This window comes from Amycolatopsis sp. CA-211722 (assembly GCF_056828465.1).
The window spans coordinates 2,305,284-2,323,918 of the sequence record NZ_CP184752.1; the positions used below are offsets into that span (position 1 = coordinate 2,305,284).

Genomic DNA, 18,635 nt, shown 5'->3' on the forward strand with positions numbered 1-18,635 from the left:
CGAAACCGTGCGGGGCCCTCTCGCTCGACTGCCTATCGCGGGGGGTCGAAGATCCCAGACTTGGTCGGTGACGTTGTTGTCTCATCGCCTTCCACGATGAACAGCGTGATCGGCGCGTTCTTCGCGACCTTCGAACCGGCCTGCGGGTTGGTCTTGCTGACCTTGCCTGCCTGGTCCCGGTCACCGTTCTTGTCGGCCTGCGTGTCCAGCTGACCGTTCCAGCCCAGCTGCTGCAGCTGCCGCGTCGCCTGCTCCTCGGTCATGCCCTTCAGGTTCGGCATGTCGAAGGTCTCCTGGCTGCCGTTCGACACCGACAGCTTGACCACACTGCCGACGGGCAGCTTGCCGCCGTTCGGTGTCTGTTCGAGCACCGTGCCCTTGGCCTGGTCGGAGTCCACGTTGGTGGTCTGCGGGGTGAACCCGGCCGCCTTCAACCCGGCTTCGGCCTCGGCCTGCGTCTTGCCCTTGTAGTTCGGGACGGTCTTCAGTTCCTTGGACTTGCCGACCGTGATGTCGACCTTCGAACCCTGGTCGACCTCGGCCTGCGAAGCCGGATTCTGCGAGATGACCTTGCCGGCCTCGTTGGTGTCTTCGGTCTCTTCCTCGGTGGTCGCGCCGAGCTTCAGACCGGCCTCGGTCAGCGCGGCCGTGGCTTCGGCCACGCTCTTGCCCTTGAGATCCGGGGTCTTGACCTTGCCCGGTTTCGCACCGACGGTCAGCGTGATCTTGTCCGTGGTCGGCGTCACCTGGCCTTCTGCCGGGCTGATCGCGATGACCTTGTCGATCATGTTCTCGTCGCAGGCAAGCAAGCCGTTGACGGCCTCCCCGGTGCAAGGCACCTTCTTGGTCGGCTCGAACGAGTTGAACCCCGCGCCGCGGAGCGTGTCCTTCGCCGAGGCCTCGGGCTGGCCCGTGACCTTCGGGATCGCCTTGCTCTCCGCGCCGGTGCTGTTGAACGCGTTGGACAGCCACATGATCAGCAGCACCACGGCGGCCAGCGACACCACGAGACCGGCGATGAGCCAGGCACGCCGCTTCTTCTTCGCGGCCGGGTCCTCTTCGTCTTCCTCGTACTGGTCGTAGCGCGGCGGCACCCGGCGGTCGGAGTCCATGACCTGGGTGCGCTCGTCCTCCGACATCACCATCGGCGCGGCCGGACGCTGGCCGGACAGCGTGCGGACCAGGTCCGAACGCATCTCCGCCGACGACTGGTAGCGGTTCGCCGGGCCCTTCGCGAGCGCCTTGAGCACGACGGCGTCGAGCTCGGGCGCCACGGCGGGGTTCACCGACGAAGGCGGGTTCGGGTCTTCCCGGACGTGCTGGTACGCCACCGCCACGGGCGAGTCGCCGGTGAAGGGCGGCTCGCCGGTGATGAGTTCGTACAGCACACAGCCGGCGGCGTAGACGTCGGAACGCGCGTCGACGGACTCACCGCGCGCCTGCTCCGGCGAGAGGTACTGCGCCGTGCCGATCACCGCGGCGGTCTGCGTCATCGCGGACTGCCCGTCGTGCATGGCGCGCGCGATGCCGAAGTCCATCACCTTGACGGCGCCGTTCTTCGTGATCATCACGTTCGCCGGTTTGACGTCGCGGTGCACGATGCCGTGCCGGTGCGAGAAGTCCAGCGCCGCGCAGACGTCGGCCATGACCTCCATGGCCCGCTTCTGCGACATCGGCCCTTCGGTCTTCACGATGTCGCGCAGAGTCCGTCCTTCGACGTACTCCATCACGATGTAGGGCAGCGGGCCGAACTCGGTGTTCGTCTCGCCGGTGTCGTAGACGGCGACGATCGCCGGGTGGTTCAGTGCCGCCGCGTTCTGTGCCTCGCGACGGAAACGTTCTTGGAACTGGGGATCCCGCGCCAGGTCGGCACGCAGGATCTTGATCGCCACCTCCCGGCCCAGGCGCACGTCGTGGCCGTGGTGGACCTCCGACATGCCTCCGTAGCCGAGCGTTTCGCCCAGCTCGTAGCGGTTGCTGAGCAGTCTTGGTGTGCTCATCTCTGCGTGCCGTTCCATTCCGTCCAAGGTTTGCTGCTCATCATTCCCGGATTCGCCTGTCCGGCCGGCTCCTCGGTGCCGCCCTCCGTCGGCACCGCTGGGTATGCGGATGTCGGCGGAGGACCTTCAGACTTCTTACCCGGAGCCGGTACGTGCTCACTCGTTTCCACGCCGCCCGACTGCGGTCCGTTGCCCGAACCGACCAGTCTCACGATGAGGAAGGCTCCTGCCACCAGTACTGCGATCAGGATCACCGCGAGCAGCACCCACCAGCCCCATTGTGGCCGTCTTCCCGGCAGACGGCGGACCGCCATCGGCGGCGGGCCGGCGACCGGGTGCATCGCCGGATGCGACGCCGGCCCGACGGCCACCATCGGGTTCGGCGGCGAATGCGGGCCGGGCTGCAGCACGGGCTGGCCCGTGGAATACGCCACGTTCACCATCCCCGATGGCGTCGGCAGCGGAAGCCCGGCGCGGACGGCGGCGACGGCGGCGGCGAACTCGCCACCGCTGTTGTACCGCTGTCGCGGATCCTTGATCAGGGTCGCTTCGATGACCGCGCGGGCGCCCGGAGGCACGTCCGGCGGCAGCGGCGGCGGGAGGTCGCGGATGTGCATCATCGCGACGGTCACCGCGTTCTCCGAAAGGAACGGCCGGTGCCCGGTGAGGCATTCGTAGCCGCACACGGCCAGCGAGTAGACGTCGCTCGCCGGTTCGGCGTTGTGCCCGAGCGCCTGCTCGGGGGCGATGTAGTGGGCGGTGCCCATCACCATGCCGGACCTGGTCACGGGGGCGGCGTCGGCGGCCTTCGCGACCCCGAAGTCCGTGATCTTCACCTGGCCGGCCGGGGTCACCATGATGTTGCCCGGTTTGACGTCGCGGTGCACGAGACCCGTTTCGTGCGCGGCCTGCAGCGCGTTACCGGCCTGCTCCAGGATGTCCAGGGTGCGCTCGGCGTTCAGCCGTCCTTCGCGGGTGATGATCGCGGCCAGCGGATCGCCCTCGACCAGCTCCATCACCAGATACGCGATCGACAGCTCGTCCGCGACCGTCTCGCCGTAGTCGTGCACCGCGGCGATGCCGGGATGGTTCAGCGACGCGGTCATCCGCGCCTCGGTCCGGAACCGGTGCAGGAACTCCGCGTCGCCGGACAGCTCCGCCTTGAGGATCTTGACCGCGACCGTCCGGTCCAGCCGCGTGTCACTGGCCTGCCAGACCTCGCCCATCCCGCCGACGGCGATCCGGTTCGTCAGCTTGTACCGGTCGGCCAGCAGCTGACCCGAGGACAGCATCCGCTATCCACCCCCGAGCATGGCGTTGACGGCGGCGCGGCCGATCTCCGCGGCCACGGTGCCACCGGTCGCTTCGAGCCCGCGGTTACCCCCGGACTCGACGATCACCGAGACGGCGATCTTCGGGTCCATCGCCGGCGCGAACCCGGTGTACCAGGCGTGCGGCGGGGTGTTCTTCGGGTCGTTGCCGTGCTCGGCGGTGCCGGTCTTGGAGGCGATCTGGATGTCGCCGCGTTTGCCGGCGCCCTTCGTGTTCTCTTCCGACGCCAGCATCATGTCGCGCAGGATCGCGGCGTTCGCGCTCGACATCGCGGCGTCACCGGTCAGCTCGGTCGGGGTGTAGTCCTCGATGGTCGACAGGTTCGGCGCCAGCAGCGACTGCACGAGCTGCGGCTTCATCGCCATCCCGTTGTTCGCGATGGTCGCCGAAAGCAGGGCGTCCTGGATCGGGGTCAGCCGCACGTCGCGCTGACCGATGGCGCTCTGGTACAGCGCCGCCTTCGATTCCAGCGGGCCGAGGGAGGACCCGGCGACCCGCATCGGCACGGTCAGGTCCTCGCCGACGCCGAAGTTCTTGGCCGTCGCGTTCAGCTTGTCCTTGCCGAGCTCGCCGGCGATTTCGGCGAAGGGCACGTTGCACGAGTACCGCAGCGCTTCCTTCAGCGTGCTGCCCTTGCAGGCCGCGCCGCCGTAGTTCTCCAGCGTCGTCTGCGTGCCGGGGAGCTTCACGTTGGGCGCGGTGTTGACCGGCATGTCCGCGGTCTTGCCGTCCTCGAGCGCGGCCGCGGTGACCAGCAGCTTGGCCGTCGAACCCGGGGGGTAGGTCTCCGAGATCGCGCGGTTCAGCATCGGTTTCTTGGGGTCGTCGCGCCACTGCGACCAGGCCGCGACCTGCTCCTTGGTGGTGTGCGAGGCCAGCTTGTTCGGGTCGAACGACGGCGTCGACACCATCGCGAGGATGCGCCCGGTCTTGGGCTCGATCGCGACCACCGAGCCGGTGTAACCCTTCTGCGTCATCAGGTCGTACGCGGCCTTCTGCACGGCCGGGTTGATCGTCAGCCGCACGTTCCCGCCGCGCGGGTCGCGGCCGGTGACCATGTCCGAAAGACGCCGCACGAACAGCCGCGGGTCGGAGCCGTTGAGGACGTCGTCCTCGGACCGCTCCAGGCCGCCCGAGCCGTAGTTGATCGAGTAGTAGCCGGTGACCGGCGCGTACATCGGACCGTCGGCGTAGGTCCGGATGAACTTGTACTTGTCGTTCGACGGGTCGACCTTCGCGAGCGCGGCGCCGTCGGGCGTCACGATCAGGCCTCGCTGGCGGGAGTACTCGTCGTAGAGCACGCGCACGTTGCGCGAGTCGGTGCGGTAGTCGTCGGCCTTGACCACCTGGATGTAGGTGGCGTTGGCCATCAGGAGCACCACCATGACGAGCATGGCGACGCCCACCTTGCGGAGCGGGGTGTTCACGAGGGGCTCCCCTCACCGTTCGCGGGCGGCCGCTGGACCATCACCGTGTGCGCTTCGGCGAGCGGCGCCTGGGGCTGCTGCGGCTTCGGCCGCACGGCGGGTTTGCGGGCGGCGTCGGAGATTCGGAGCAGGAGGGCCACCAGGATGTAGTTCGCGAGCAGTGAGGAACCACCGCGGGAGAGGAACGGGGCGGTGATGCCGGTGTTCGGGATCAGGTTCGTGACGCCGCCGACGACGACGAAGATCTGCATGACCAGGGCGAACGACAGACCGCCGCCGAGGAGTTTGCCGAAGGTGTCGCGGACGGCGAGGGCGCTGCGCATCCCGCGCATCGCCAGGATCAGGTACAGCATCAGCATCGCCGTGAGCCCGATCAGGCCGAGTTCCTCGCCGATCGCGGTGGTGATGAAGTCCGTCTTGGCCTCGGGGACCATGTCCGGCCGTCCCGCGCCCAGGCCGGTCCCGCCGACGCCGCCGGTGCCGAGCCCGAACAACCCCTGCGCGACCTGGTAGCCGCCGCCGGGGTCGTCGTAGGTGGCCAGCGGGTCGATCCAGTTCCGGACGCGCTGCTGGACGTGCGTGAACAGGTTGTAGGCGATGATCGCGCCGGCCGCGAAGAAGCCGACCCCGAGCACGACCCAGATGATCCGTTCGGTGGCGACGTACAGCATCACCAGCGTGACCCCGAAGAACAGCAGCGACGTGCCGAGGTCCTTCTCGAACACCAGCACGCCGAGGCAGGCGGCCGCCGCGATGAGGATCGGGCCGAGGTCACGGGCACGCGGCAGTTCGACGCCGACGATCCGCTTGCCCGCCACCATGAACAGGTCGCGTTTCGTCACCAGGAACGAGGCGAAGAAGATCATCAGCAGGATCTTCGCGAACTCGCCCGGCTGGATCGAGAAGAACGGCAGCTTGATCCAGACCTTCGCGCCGTTGACCTCGGACAGGCTCGACGGCAGCACCGCGGGCAGCGCGAGCGCCACGATGCCGACCAGGCCGCAGGTGTAGCCGTAGCGGGTCAGCGTGCGGTGATCGCTGATCACGACCAGCACCACCACGAACAGCACCAGCGAGATCGCCGTGAACAGCACCTGCTTGGTGACGTCCGGCGTGTACTCCCTGCCCTGCTGGAGCGCGCGTTCCGCGAGCGCCAGGTCGATCCGGTGGATCATCACCAGGCCGAGCCCGTTCAGCAGCGCGACACACGGCAGGATCACCGGATCCGCGTACGGCGCCCAGCGGCGGACCGCCAGATGCGCCGCCGTCAGCACCGCGAGGTACGAAAGCCCCAGCCAGATGATCGAGCTGGTGAGCTCCTGCTCCTGGTTCGCCTCCACCAGCACGAGCGCGACGGTGACGATGAAGGTGGCGAACGCCAGGAGGACGAGTTCGGTGCCGCGCCGCTTGGGCAGCTCACGCGGAGGATTGGTGGCGAACTGGGCCGAAGCCGGATCGGCGAGCGGCGTGCTCATCAATTACCGCCCCCCGGTGCTGCCGGTGCCGGCGTCGAGCAGTCCCTCCCCGCAGGCTGGTTCGCCGAACTCGGCGAGGCGGGGGTCGAAGGGGATGCCGACGACGCCGGGGGCGGCGACGACGCGGGAGGCGTGGAAGTCGAGCTGGCGTCCGGTTTGCAGTCGGCCAGCTGCTTGTGCGGCCGCAGGAAGTCGTCGATGTACTTGCGGGCGTCGTCGAGGTTGTCCTTCTTGACGCCGTTCTTCACCGCGATCCGCGCGTCCTCCTGCAGCGCCGGCACCAGGAGCTTGTCGGTGCACAGCCCGCCCGGCGGGCACGAGCCCTGCTCGTAGGCGTGCAGGTCGATGCCGAGGACGCTGCCGGGGACACCGCGAAAGATCACGACCTCCTCGCCGGGCCCCTCACCGACGTAGTACTGGCTCAGCACGAAATACCGCGTGGCGATCGCCGCCGCGGCCAGCACGATCAGGACGACCACCGCTCCCGCCAGCCAGCGAAATCGCCTCCGGCGCTTGACCTTGGGGTCCTCCTGTTGGGGCTGGACCTCGGGCCGCGGCTGCGGCGCGGGCTGGGTCAGCGCGCGGGCGCGGGCGGCGGGGGAGTCGCCCTGGTGGAATTCGTCGCTGCCGTCCCCGGCGGCGCCGCCCACGATGGGCGCGTCCTCACCGAAGTCGACGTCGACGACGTCGGCGATGATCACCGTGACGTTGTCCGTGCCGCCGCCCTTGAGCGCCAGCTCGATCATCCGGTCCGCGCAGGCCTGCGGATCCGGGATCTGGATCGCCTCGGACAGCGTCTCGTCGCTGACCATGCCGGACAGGCCGTCCGAACAGATCAGGTACCGGTCACCGGCGCGGGCCTCGCGCACGGTCAGGCTCGGCTCGACCTCGTGGCCGGTCAGCGCCTTCAGCAGCAGCGACCGCTGCGGGTGCACCGCGGCCTCTTCCGGCGTGATCCGGCCCTGTTCGAGAAGTTCGTTGACGAAGCTGTCGTCCCGCGTGATCTGCGAGAACTGACCGCCGCGCATCAGATACGCCCGCGAGTCGCCGACGTGTACGACACCCATCCGCGAACCGGCGAACAGCACGGCGGTCAGGGTCGTGCCCATCCCGTCGAGATCCGGGTCCTGCTGGACGAGTTCGGCGATGGCCGCGTTGCCGTTCTGGACGGCCTCACGCAGCTGAGCGAGAAGGTCGTCGCTCGGATCGTCGTCGTCGAGGGGGGCGAGGGAGGCGATGACGACCTTGCTGGCCACCTCACCCGCGGCGTGACCGCCCATGCCGTCGGCGAGGGCGAGCAGGCGGGGACCGGCGTACACGGAGTCCTGGTTGCTGGAACGCACCAGGCCCCGGTCGCTGCGAGCCGCGTAGCGGAGGACGAGAGTCATGGGCGAAGCTCGATCACCGTTTTGCCGATCCGGATGGGGACTCCGAGCGGGACCCGGAGGGGTGCCGTGACCTTAGCCCGGTCGAGGTACGTCCCGTTCGTCGAGCCCAGATCTTCCACGTACCAATCCTCCCCGCGCAGGGCGATCCGGGCGTGGCGGGTCGACGCGTAGTCGTCGTCCAGCACCAGGGTCGAGTCGTCGGCGCGGCCGATCAGGATCGGCCTGCCGTCCAAGGCGATCCTGGTTCCCGCCAGCGCACCATGGGTCACGAGCAGCTGCTGCGGCGATTTCCCGCCGCGCGGCTTCTTGGTTTCCTTCTTCTTGCGGCCGAACGTCGGGACGGCGACTCGCAGCCCGGAGGCCGCGTACAGATCCGACCGGACGACACGCAACGCGGCGAACACGAAGAGCCAGAGCAGCACGAGAAAGCCCACCCTGGTGAGTTGAACGACCAGCTCTGGCACTTGTTGTGTCCGCTCCCGTTTCTCCTGTACGCCGCGGAGAGCCCGTGCCGTCCGGGATGGTCGGCTCCGGACAGCGCCGCTCTCCGCGTACGACCCGCGGTGCCGATCCACCACAGGTCCCCGCACCGCAATTCTGCGATACCCCCTCCGGACGCCGCCGGTCAGCCCTGCGTACGGAACACGAGAGACGAGTGGCCCACGCGGATCACGTCGCCGTCGGCCAGCTGCCAGGTCTGCACCGGGGTGCCGTTGACGGTCGTGCCGTTGGTCGAACCGATGTCCGCGAGCGTCGCGCTCTGGCCGTCCCAGGTGATCTCCAGGTGACGGCGCGAGACACCGGTGTCCGGGAGCCGGAAGTCGGCGTCCTGGCCGCGGCCCACGACGTTCCCGCCCTGCTTCAGCGAGTACGAACGGTTCGAGCCGTCGTCCAGCTGGAGGCTCGCGGTGAGCTGACGACCGGCCGCCGGCTGGCCGCCGTAGCCACCGCCCTGGGCGTACGGGTCCGCGGCGGGCTGGCCGTACTGCTGCTGGCCGCCGCCGTACTGGTCGTACCCGCCCTGCTGCTGCTGGCCGCCGTACTGGTCGTAGCCGGGCTGCTGGGCGCCGCCGCCGTAACCCTGGTCGTACCCGGGCTGCTGCTGCGCACCGCCGTACTGGTCGTAGCCAGGCTGCTGGGCGCCGCCATAGCCCTGGTCGTAGCCGCCCTGCTGCTGGCCGCCGTACTGGTCGTACCCGGGCTGCTGGGCGCCGCCATAGCCCTGGTCGTAGCCACCTTGCTGCTGGCCGCCGTATTGGTCGTACCCGGGCTGCTGGGCGCCGCCGTAACCCTGGTCGTAGCCGCCCTGCTGCTGGCCGCCATAACCCTGGTCGTACCCGGGCTGCTGCTGGCCAGCCTGCTGTCCGTAGCCGTACTGGCCCTGCTGGCCGTACGGGTCACCCTGGTCGTATTGGCCGTAGCCGGGGGGCTGGCTCATTGCTGGGTCTCCTGCGTTGCTGGGTCGTGCCGACCGTGGCGAACCTTCGGCGCCGTGGGGCTTGACGTCGGGATCGACGGACGAACGGGTCTTGAACTGTCCAGTATGCAGCGCCTCGTTGCGCTCGAGCGAAACTACGACGTCACCATAGGTGTCCCATCCGTGCTCGGCGAGGTGTTCCTTGACCGCCTCCGCCAGCACCGTGGTGACCCGACGCTCGTCTCCGGCCATGCGCTCGTGATCAGCCTGCCCCAACGACACGATGTAGTGGTTGGGAGCGAGCTGTCGACCACCGGCCAGCTCACGAACGTTCTCCTCGCTCTCGCGCTCAAGCGCCACCGCCACTTCCTGCGTGACGACGTTGCCACCGAACATGCGCGCGAAGGTATTGCCCACGAGGTTCTCGAGCCGCCTATCAAAGCGCTCTACGCGGCCCACCGGGCAACCTCCTCACACGTGTGCTTCCCCGTCGATCCTATCCGGGTACGGCCAGTCGGACACGGCCCCCGGTGAAACCCGCCAAAACCGCCTGCTACGCTTTGCGAGCTGTCAGAGAACGAAGCACTCGGGCGAGTGGCGGAATGGCAGACGCGCACGGTTCAGGTCCGTGTGTCCGAAAGGACGTGAGGGTTCAACTCCCTCCTCGCCCACTCTTAGTCAGAGGCCCCCTTTGCTCCGCGAAGGGGGCCTCTTTCGTGAGGTCGTCGGTACCCGGGGGCTGAAGGGGACTTTCGCCTCATCAGATGCAGCGAAAGGGCCCTTCACCCCGTGCGATGCGGTGAAGGGCCCTTTCGGCTCGTCCTGTGTGGGTCAGTTCACGCCGACGAGGTCGACGACGAAGATCAGGGTCTCGTTCGGCTTGATGACGCCGCCGGCGCCCCGTTCGCCGTAAGCGAGGTGCGGCGGGATGACCAGCTTGCGACGGCCGCCGACCTTCATCCCGGCGACACCCTGGTCCCAGCCGGGGATGACCTGCCCGGCGCCGAGGCCGAAGCGGAGCGGCTCACCGCGATCCCACGACGCGTCGAACTGCTCTCCGGTCGAGTGGGAGACGCCGACGTAGTGCACCGTGACGGTGTTGCCGGACTTGGCCTCCTGGCCGTCGCCGACGGAGATGTCGGTCGTCTCCAGCTCGGTGGGCGCGGGCCCCTCGGGGCGGTCGATCTGGGGCTTCTCCAAAGACATGTCCATAAGCTACCTGCGCAGGTCCTGGGTCCGCAGGGCGAGTCGTTCCGCCGAACGGTGGCAAGAACGCGAATAGTCTTCACAAATTTGGATACCCGTGGGTAGTGTGCGCCTCGTCACTCTCCGACGACGGAGGTCTTTCATGCGACGAGGCATACGGGTCTTGACGACGCTGGCAGGGCTGACGCTGGTGGCGGGCACCGTCCCGGCATTGCAGGCGAACGCCGCGGAAGCGCCACCGAACTCGGTCGTGGCCGCCGCGCTCGACGACTACTGCGGTGGCCAGTGCGGTGACATCCTCCCGCCCGGCACCAAGGGGAACGCCACGCTCGCCGAGATCCTGGCGCACAAGGCGTTCGGCACCCGGCCCGCGCATTCGGCCGATCAGCTCGGCAAATACGCCTCGCTCGCCGATGGCTACAAGACGCTGACCACGGACAAGATCAACCAGTTCTTCAACGACGCCTCGTTCGGGGTTCCGTCCGGTCAGGTCGAGAGCACGATCAAACCGCGTTCGGACGTGACGATCACCCGCGACAAGGCGACCGGCGTGCCCCGGATCGTCGGCACGACGCGGCCCGGCACGATGTACGGCGCCGGATACGCCGCCGCGCAGGACCGCCTGTGGCTGATGGACATCATGCGCCGCGTCGGCCGCGGCCAGCTGACCTCGTTCGCCGGTGGCGCCCAGGGCAACCGCGAACTGGAGCAGAGCTTCTTCGCCTCGGCGCCCTACACCGAACAGGAACTGCAGAAGCAGGTCGACAACGCCGCGGCCAGTGGCCCGCGCGGCGCGCAGGGCAAGGCCGACGCCGAGGCCTACGTCCAGGGCGTCAACAAGTACATCTCCGACGCGCACGGCGGCCGTTACTTCCCCGGCGAGTACGTGCTCACCGGGCACGTCGACGCGATCACGAACGCCGGGACCATCGAGCCGTTCAAGCTCACCGACCTCGTCGTCCTCGCGGCCGTCGTCGGAGCGCAGTTCGGCGCCGGTGGTGGCGGTGAGGTGCAGAACGCGATCGCCAAGCTGGCGATGCAGGAGAAGTACGGTCTCGAACAGGGCGACAAGGTCTGGAAGAGCCTGCGATCCGAGGACGACCCCGAGACCGTCAAGACGCTCCACAATGGACAGACCTTCGACTACGGCAAGGCGCCGTCGAACCCGCGGGGCGCCGCGATGCCGGACAAGGGTTCGGTCACCGGGCAGCAGCTCGTCTTCGATCCGACCGGTTCAGCCGGGACGGCGACACCCGCCAAGGTGGACGTGCCCGCGCCCGAGGAGCAGAAGGCCGTCCGCGGCATCTTCGACGACGGTGTCCTGCCGGGCAACCTGCTGTCGGAGAAGCACGGTATGTCGAACGCGCTGGTGGTCTCCGGGGCCAAGACCGCGAGCGGTCACCCGGTCGCCGTGTTCGGCCCGCAGGCGGGCTACTTCGCGCCGCAATTGCTGATGCTGCAGGAAATCCAGGGCCCTGGCATCAGCGCCCGCGGTGCCTCGTTCGCGGGGATCAGCATGTACGTGCTGCTCGGCCGTGGCAAGGACTACTCGTGGAGCGCGACCTCGGCGTCGCAGGACATCGTCGACACCTACGCCGTCGAACTGTGCGAGCAGAACGGTTCCGCGCCGACGAAGAACTCCAGCTTCTACCGCTTCCGCGGCCAGTGCCTGCCGTTCGAGATCGTCGAACGCAAGAACGCCTGGAAGCCCACCGTCGCCGACGGCACGGCCGAAGGTTCGTACACGCTGCGCAGCTTCCGCACCAAGTACGGGCCGGTGACGAGCCGGGCGCTGGTCGGCGGCAAACCGGTCGCGTACGCGTCGCTGCGGTCGACGTTCCAGCACGAGATCGACACCATCATCGGCTTCCAGAAGTTCAACGACCCGGACGCGATCAAGTCCGCGCAGGACTTCCAGGCCGCGGCGGCCGACGTCAACCAGACCTACAACTGGTTCTACGCCGACTCGCGTGACGTCGCGTACTTCAACTCGGGCTCGAACCCGGTGCGCAACCCGAACGTCGATCCGGCCATGCCGGTGCAGGGCGACGCCGGATTCGATTGGCAGGGCTGGAACCCCGACGGCAACCTCGCGAACTACACGCCGTCTTCGCAGCATCCGCAGTCGATCAACCAGGACTACTACGTCAGCTGGAACAACGCGCAGGCCAACGGATACGCGGCCGCCGGCGCGGACAAGAGTTCCGTGCACCGCGGCGATCTGATCGACGCGCGGGTCAAGAAGCTGGTCTCCAGCGGTAGCAAGGTGACGCGGGTGAACCTCACCCAGGCCATGGAGGAGGCCGCGCTCGCCGACCTCCGCGCGGAGAAGGTACTGCCGGAGCTGTTCAAGGTGATCGACAAGGCGCCGGTGACCGGTCCGGCCGCGGACGCGGTGGCGAAGCTGAAGACCTGGCTCGCCGCGGGCGGTCTGCGCTCGGAGACCTCGCCGGGCAGCAAGGCCTACGCCAACGCCGACGCGATCCGCATCATGGACGCCTGGTGGCCGCTGCTGGTGAACGCCCAGTTCAAACCCGGCATGGGCGACGCCTACGGTGCCATGGTCGGGGTGCTGAAGATCAACGAGTCGCCGTCCGGCTGGCAGAACGAGGTCCCCGGCAAGCACGTCGGCCAGGGACACGCCGGTTCGTCGTACCAGTCCGGCTGGTGGGGCTACGTCCACAAGGACATCCGTTCGGTGCTCGGCCAGCCGGTCGCCGGTCCGCTCGCCGTGAAGTACTGCGGCGGTGGCGACGTCGACGCCTGCCGTCAGGTGCTGCTCGACTCGCTGACGCAGGCGGCCGCGCAGCCCGCGAACACCGTGTACCCCGGCGACGGCGATTGCGCCGCGGGTGACCAGTGGTGCGCCGACACGATCATCCACCGCGCGCTCGGCGGCATCACGCAGGACAAGATGAGCACCCAGAACCGGCCGACCTTCCAGCAGGTCGTGGAGTTCCCGGCGAAACGCGGCGACAACATCGCCAACCTGGCCACCGGCCGCACGGCGAGCGCGACCAGCCACGAGACGGGCTGGTACAACTCGCCGCCGTCCAAGGCCATCGACGTCGACCTGGCGACACGCTGGGCGAGCGACTGGAGCGACGACCAGTCGATCACCGTCGACCTCGGCTCGGTGCAGCGCGTTTCCCGGGTCGTCCTGCACTGGGAGTCCGCGTACGGGAAGGCGTTCAAGGTGCAGGTCTCGTCGGACGGGACGAACTGGCGGGAAGTGGCGTCCATAGTGGACGGAGACGGCGGGAAGGACAACGTCGCCTTCGAAGCCGTCGACGCCCGTCATGTCCGGATGGCCGGAGTCCAGCGCGGCACGAAGTACGGCTACTCCCTCTACGAATTCGAGGTGTATGCCCACTAGCTGGGCACGGTTTACGGTGGCGGGGTGGACACGAACGACTGGTCACCCCGCACCCTCGCCGTAGCCGCCGGACGCCCGGAGGGCCCCGGCGAACCGCTGAACGTGCCGATCGTCGCGGCGAGCACCTTCGACGCCGGCGCCGACCGCGCGTATTCGCGGGAGGACGGCACCCCGACCTGGGAGGCCCTCGAAGCCGCGATCGGCGCGCTCGAAGGCGGGCACGCCACCGCGTTCGCCTCGGGGATCGCGACGCTCAGCGCCGTCGTCGACACCCTGCCCGTCGGCGCGAAGGTCTGCGTCCCCACGTTCTCCTACGCGGGGTCGCGGGGCCTGCTCGCGCACGCGCAGCGCACCGGACGCCTGGTGGTGACCGAGATCGCGCCGGACGACACGGCCGCGTGGGTCGCCGCCGCGGACGCCGACCTGCTCTGGCTCGAATCGCCGACCAACCCGACGCTCGACGTCATCGACATCGAGACGATCGCCGCCGCCGCGAACGGCCTGGTCGCCGTCGACAACACGTTCGCCACCCCGCTCGGGCGGCGGCCGCTGGGCCTCGGCGCCGACATCGTCGTGCACAGCGCGACGAAACTCATCGGCGGGCACAGCGATCTGCTGCTCGGCCTGACCATCGCGGCCGACGAGGGCGTGGCGAAGAGCCTGCGCGACGCGCGCACCAGGCTGGGAGCGACGCCGGGAGCCCTCGAAGCGTGGCTGGCCCTGCGCGGGCTGCGGACGCTTCCGGTCCGCCTCGCCGAGCAGACGCGCACGGCCGCGCTGCTGGCGGCGCGCCTGGTCGACCATCCCGCCGTCACGCGGGTGCGTTATCCCGGCTCCGGCACGATGATCGCGTTCGAACTCCCGGACGCCCAGACCGCGGACAAGGTCATCGGTTCGCTGCGGCTGATCCGCGCCGCCACCAGCCTCGGCGGGGTGGAGAGCCTGGTCGAACGGCGGGCGTGGCTGGCGGGCGACGCCCATGTGCCCGCCGGGCTCGTCCGGTTCAGCGTCGGGCTCGAAGATCCGGAGGATCTCTGGACGGATCTGGCCTCGGCGCTCGTGTGACCGATGGACCAGACGAAACCGCCCCGGCGGCTCGGTCAGTTGCTGTGGGGCCTGTTCTGGCTCCTGGTGCTCGGCTTCCTCGCGATCGTCGCGGCGGGTCTGCTGGCCGAGCTCGCGGCGTCGTCCTGCCCGGACGAGGCGATCTGGGCCTGCACCGCCGAAAACCGGACCTTCGCCACCTTCCTGCCCGCGATCGGGTTCGGTCTCGGGCTTTTGGCGGCGTTGGTGGGCGGTGGCCGGGCGGTGCGGAACCGGACGTCGCCGAAGCCTTGGCTGCTCGTCGCGGGCCTCCTCGGCGCGCTCTCCCTCGCCGTGGCCTTGTTCCTGGTGTTCTGATCGTGACCTTCGGGTTGCCGGGCGCCGATATCCGCACGTAAATGGTCAGAGTTTCACCGAAACGTGGGCCGAACGTGTGAACCGGTCGGTAACAAGATGCGGAGAGTCTCCGAAAAAGGGACATCCGGCCAGGGTGACCGGCGAATCCGGATGGTTCGGCGGCCGGGGAAAAAATACTTCCGCAACGCAACCGATCCGGCCCTCCGGGTGTTAACATTCCTTCGTCGCCGTGAGTTTTTCCCTCTGTTGAGCGACTTTCGGGCCCTTGTATCGGGCGGGAACAGATCAGCGTTACCGGTTTTCCCGGTGGTTCTTGTCACGTCTTATCCGCTACGTGCCTTCGTACTTTTCCGGCAAGATCGCGCTGTCACCCGAACGTGGGATTCCTTTCGGGTGGTCGCAGGGTGGGGGTCACCCTGTGTTGCGATGTTTTCCACTGGGAGATCACTTTGAAGAAGACGTTGGGCCGCCTCGCGGGCGCGGTGCTGGCCGGCGCCGTCATCTCGCTGGCCGTGACGCCGGTCGCGATGGCGCAGACCGAAACGACCACCACGCCGCCGGCTCCGTCGAGCGAGACCGCGACCTCGACTCCGGCCGCGCCGTCCTACACGGGTGGCAAGGTGACGACCGAGACGAGCGCCCCGGCGTCGTCGTCCTCGCAGGAGCCGACGCCGACCAGCAGCGGCAAGCCGACTTCCGGCAAGCCGTCGCCGACCTCCACCTCGGAGAAGCCGACCACCACCACCCCGCCGAAGCCGGAGCTGAACGTCGGCGCCGGCTACGTCGAGGGCACCGAAGGTGCGCTGGCCATCTTCTGCGGTTCGGAGCCCGCCGACGTCAACGCGCCGGACTACGTCATCACCGAGTCGTTCCAGGACGGCGCCGACGCTTTCGTCTGGGTCTACATCATCGAGGCCAAGCCCGGCTTCACCGGCACCACGAGCACCTTCACCTGGACCTGCGACGGCAAGCCGGGCAAGGGTGACATCGAGATCGAGCAGATCGGCGGCGGCGCGACCGCACCGGGCGCCGACAAAAAGAAGAAGCAGGTCAAGCTGAAGCCCAAGGGCGGCATCGAGACCGGTTTCGGCGCCACCGCGGCCTGATCGATGAAGCTTCTGACGCAGGGCGGCCGCCTGGTCGCGGCCGCCCTTGTGCTTTCCCTCGCGCTGACGGGATGCGGCACCGACGAACCCGCCCCGCCCGCCGCGCAGCCGGCGGCGGAATCGGCACCGCCGGTGGTCAAACCGTTCAACGGGGCTCGCCCGACGAACGTGAAGATCCCCAAGATCGGCGCGGAATCGAGCCTGGTCACGGTCGCGATCGGCAAGGACGGCAAGATGTCCGTCCCGTCGGCGAAGAACCCGATGCAGGCCGCCTGGTACCGGCTTTCCCCGGTGCCCGGCGACGTCGGCCCGGCGATCCTGCTCGGCCACGTCGACGGCAACAAGCAGCCGGGAATCTTCTACAAGCTCAAGGACGTCGAACCGGGTGACGAGGTGATCGTCGACCGCAGCGACGGCAAGAGCCTGAAGTTCGTGGTCGAGAAGAAGGACCAGGTGCCCAAGGACCAGTTCCCCGAGGAAGCGGTCTACGGCAACACGGACAAGCCGCAGCTGCGGCTGATCACCTGTGGTGGTGTCTTCGACCAGGAAGAGCACAGCTACAAGGACAACGTCATCGTCTACGCGAACCTTGTCGCCTGACGTGGGCTGAAAGCGTCCTTCACCGCATCTGACGCGGTGAAGGACGCTTTCGTCGCATCTGACGAGGCGAAGGACGCTTTCAGCCCACGCCCACGCCCAGGCCGGCGGCCGGGAACGGGAACCCGTCGGGAGCGGCCGCCTCGGTGTCGACCCACTTCCGCATCCCCGCGTCACAGGCCGCGTAACCCCAGTTGATCAGCCGCTCCTGCAGCACTTCCGGCAGTTTCGTCAGCCGTGTCGGCGTCTCCGCCAGCTTGTGCGTGAGTTCCACCGGCGCCTTCAGGGAATCCTCGAGTTCGAAGTTCTCGAGATCGACGTAGGAACCCCAGTACGCACCGCTGAAATCCTTCTCCACATAGGACTTCAGCAGCGCGCCCCGCCGCAGCTCGCGCACCTGGTTGTCGATCACGTCGAGCACGCGCAGCAGCTGCCGTCCCCAGTCGCGGGGGATTCTCCGCCTGGCCTTCATCCGCTTGCCCGCGTCGCTGACCAGCACCGTCGCGTGCCCTTCGACGGGATCCAGGCCGAGGTTGTCGTAGACACCGGCGTCGCTGAGCACGATCTTGCGTTTCCGGTCGTCCGAATGCGGGTCCTGGAGCACGACGGGCGAAAGCATCGGCGGGAAGGCCGAAGACGCGGCCACCGCGGTCGCGAGCGGGATGTTCCCGTGCGGCCCGTCCTGCCGGAAGAACCACCACAGCGCGCCGTCCTGGAGGTTCGTCGCGGTGAAGACGAACTGCGGGCCGCCGGGGTCGATGTCCTTCAGGCAGCAGTCGCCGAACAGGTGTTTCGCGTACACCCGCGCGAGTTCCTCGCCGGCGCTGCGCCACGGAATCGCCATGGCCAGCAAGGTGACCGGGATGTCGAGCCGTTCGCGTGCCAGGTTCCGGATCGGCGCGACGACCTGGTCGTGGAAGTTGCCCGCGACACCGTTTTCGAACTTGAGGCCCGACCACGCGTGGGCGAGCACACCCGCGGCGATCGAGCCGCCCGAGACGCTCGAGAACGTCGAGATCTTCGACAGCCAGCCGAGTTCGTTGAGCCGCCACAGGGCTCCGGTATGGAACAACATCGCGCGGTAGCCGCCGCCGGACAGCGCGAGACCGACACCCTGGCGTGTCGTCGAAGTATCCCCCACCTGAGTGAGTGTAGGGGCGGGTCAAGCAAGCAGGGGCCGCAACAGCCGACGTTGCTCCTCGGGGACGTACTCGGCGTAGTTGTCGTACAGCGCCTGTTTCGCCAGCCTCGACGCACGTTCGCCGTCGGAATCCCGGATCGCGCCGAGCACCTCTTCGTGGTGCGCCAGCCAGTTGCGCATCAGGGCCGTCCGGTCGTCGGCGTGCTCCAGCTTGTCCTCGATGAGTTCCAGCACGACACCGCGGACGACCTCGCCGCTGATCACCAGCAGCGGATTCCCCGTCGCGCGGGCGATGGCCTCGTGGAAAGCGACGTCCGCGTGGGAGAACTCCGCGAAACCCTTCGAGACGCCCTCGCGCATCGCCTCCAGCGCCGTGCCGAGCTCGGCGAGATGGGCTTCGGTCCGGAGCTGTGCGGCGAGCAGATGTGCGGAACCGTCGAGGACCATGCGGAACTGCAACAGTTCGGAAAGGCCGATGTGGTCGGCGCGCGCGAGCCGGTGCATCGAGCGGTGCAACGCGGCGGGGGAGGCGGCCAGCACCTCGGGCCCACGAGGATCTCCCGGCCGCGAGCGGATCATTTCCGCTGCTTGCAGTACACGCAGCGCCTCGCGCACGGTCGAGCGGCCGACGTCGAACTGGACCATCAGTTCGCGTTCGCTCGGCAGCCGGTCGCCCGGTTTGATCCGGCCGCTGAACACGGCCTCCTCGATCTGTTCGACGACACGCTGGTACGCGCGGACAGGGGCGACCGGCTCGAATTCCATCTTG

15 protein-coding genes and 1 tRNA gene are annotated in these 18,635 nt (G+C 68.4%); 6 read left to right on the forward strand and 10 right to left on the reverse strand.

The window, feature by feature from the left end; genetic code table 11:
* Positions 1 to 32: 32 nt before the first annotated feature.
* The 7 genes from pknB to ACOCEP_RS11375 form a co-directional block, all read right to left on the reverse strand.
* Positions 33 to 2,000, reverse strand: coding sequence for a Stk1 family PASTA domain-containing Ser/Thr kinase (gene pknB / locus ACOCEP_RS11345; RefSeq protein WP_482337192.1), 1,968 nt, complete (start codon positions 1,998 to 2,000; stop codon positions 33 to 35).
* Positions 1,997 to 3,292 carry a protein kinase domain-containing protein gene (locus tag ACOCEP_RS11350; RefSeq protein WP_482337193.1) on the reverse strand — a complete coding sequence of 432 codons (1,296 nt, stop codon included), beginning with the start codon at positions 3,290 to 3,292 and terminating at the stop codon, positions 1,997 to 1,999. Before ACOCEP_RS11350 ends, pknB begins: the two co-directional genes overlap by 4 nt.
* Before the next feature lie 3 nt (positions 3,293 to 3,295).
* A complete protein-coding gene (locus ACOCEP_RS11355) occupies positions 3,296 to 4,759 on the reverse strand; it encodes a peptidoglycan D,D-transpeptidase FtsI family protein (protein ID WP_482337194.1) in 1,464 nt (487 codons plus the stop codon).
* On the reverse strand, positions 4,756 to 6,234 hold the full coding sequence (locus tag ACOCEP_RS11360; RefSeq protein WP_482337195.1) for an FtsW/RodA/SpoVE family cell cycle protein: 1,479 nt from the start codon (positions 6,232 to 6,234) through the stop codon (positions 4,756 to 4,758). Before ACOCEP_RS11360 ends, ACOCEP_RS11355 begins: the two co-directional genes overlap by 4 nt.
* Entirely contained in the window at positions 6,234 to 7,622 is a 1,389-nt protein-coding gene (locus ACOCEP_RS11365; RefSeq protein ID WP_482337196.1) for a PP2C family protein-serine/threonine phosphatase, read from the reverse strand. The genes ACOCEP_RS11360 and ACOCEP_RS11365 overlap by 1 nt, the downstream gene beginning before the upstream one ends.
* A complete protein-coding gene (locus ACOCEP_RS11370) occupies positions 7,619 to 8,086 on the reverse strand; it encodes an FHA domain-containing protein FhaB/FipA (protein ID WP_219146788.1) in 468 nt (155 codons plus the stop codon). The genes ACOCEP_RS11365 and ACOCEP_RS11370 overlap by 4 nt, the downstream gene beginning before the upstream one ends.
* Positions 8,087 to 8,247: 161 nt before the next feature.
* Positions 8,248 to 9,498, reverse strand: a complete 1,251-nt coding sequence (locus tag ACOCEP_RS11375; RefSeq protein WP_482337197.1) for a DUF3662 and FHA domain-containing protein — start codon at positions 9,496 to 9,498, stop codon at positions 8,248 to 8,250.
* 129 nt (positions 9,499 to 9,627) lie between these two features.
* On the opposite strand from ACOCEP_RS11375, the gene ACOCEP_RS11380 reads away from it, so the two are divergent.
* Positions 9,628 to 9,710, forward strand: a tRNA-Leu gene (locus ACOCEP_RS11380).
* 160 nt (positions 9,711 to 9,870) lie between these two features.
* On the opposite strand, the gene ACOCEP_RS11385 is transcribed toward ACOCEP_RS11380, so the two are convergent.
* Positions 9,871 to 10,245 carry an FKBP-type peptidyl-prolyl cis-trans isomerase gene (locus tag ACOCEP_RS11385; RefSeq protein WP_192747346.1) on the reverse strand — a complete coding sequence of 125 codons (375 nt, stop codon included), beginning with the start codon at positions 10,243 to 10,245 and terminating at the stop codon, positions 9,871 to 9,873.
* Between the two features lie 142 nt (positions 10,246 to 10,387).
* Here ACOCEP_RS11385 and ACOCEP_RS11390 point away from each other — a divergent pair, with 142 nt between their 5' ends.
* The 5 genes from ACOCEP_RS11390 (at position 10,388) to ACOCEP_RS11410 (ending at position 16,728) form a co-directional block, all read left to right on the forward strand.
* Positions 10,388 to 13,621, forward strand: coding sequence for a penicillin acylase family protein (locus ACOCEP_RS11390; protein ID WP_482337198.1), 3,234 nt, complete (start codon positions 10,388 to 10,390; stop codon positions 13,619 to 13,621).
* A gap of 24 nt (positions 13,622 to 13,645) precedes the next feature.
* Positions 13,646 to 14,686 (forward strand): trans-sulfuration enzyme family protein, encoded by a 1,041-nt coding sequence (locus ACOCEP_RS11395; RefSeq protein ID WP_482337199.1) that lies wholly within the window; start codon positions 13,646 to 13,648, stop codon positions 14,684 to 14,686.
* A 3-nt stretch (positions 14,687 to 14,689) separates the two neighbouring features.
* Positions 14,690 to 15,022: a hypothetical protein gene (locus tag ACOCEP_RS11400; protein ID WP_482337200.1), complete on the forward strand. Its 333-nt coding sequence runs from the start codon at positions 14,690 to 14,692 to the stop codon at positions 15,020 to 15,022.
* A gap of 449 nt (positions 15,023 to 15,471) precedes the next feature.
* On the forward strand, positions 15,472 to 16,128 hold the full coding sequence (locus ACOCEP_RS11405) for a hypothetical protein (RefSeq protein WP_482337201.1): 657 nt from the start codon (positions 15,472 to 15,474) through the stop codon (positions 16,126 to 16,128).
* 3 nt (positions 16,129 to 16,131) lie between these two features.
* Positions 16,132 to 16,728, forward strand: coding sequence for a class F sortase (locus ACOCEP_RS11410; RefSeq protein WP_482337202.1), 597 nt, complete (start codon positions 16,132 to 16,134; stop codon positions 16,726 to 16,728).
* Positions 16,729 to 16,807: 79 nt separating this feature from the next.
* Here ACOCEP_RS11410 and ACOCEP_RS11415 read toward each other — a convergent pair whose 3' ends face one another.
* Positions 16,808 to 17,866 carry a patatin-like phospholipase family protein gene (locus tag ACOCEP_RS11415; protein WP_482337203.1) on the reverse strand — a complete coding sequence of 353 codons (1,059 nt, stop codon included), beginning with the start codon at positions 17,864 to 17,866 and terminating at the stop codon, positions 16,808 to 16,810.
* Positions 17,867 to 17,887: 21 nt separating this feature from the next.
* Positions 17,888 to 18,631, reverse strand: a complete 744-nt coding sequence (locus ACOCEP_RS11420; protein ID WP_482337204.1) for a FadR/GntR family transcriptional regulator — start codon at positions 18,629 to 18,631, stop codon at positions 17,888 to 17,890.
* Positions 18,632 to 18,635 lie beyond the last annotated feature (4 nt).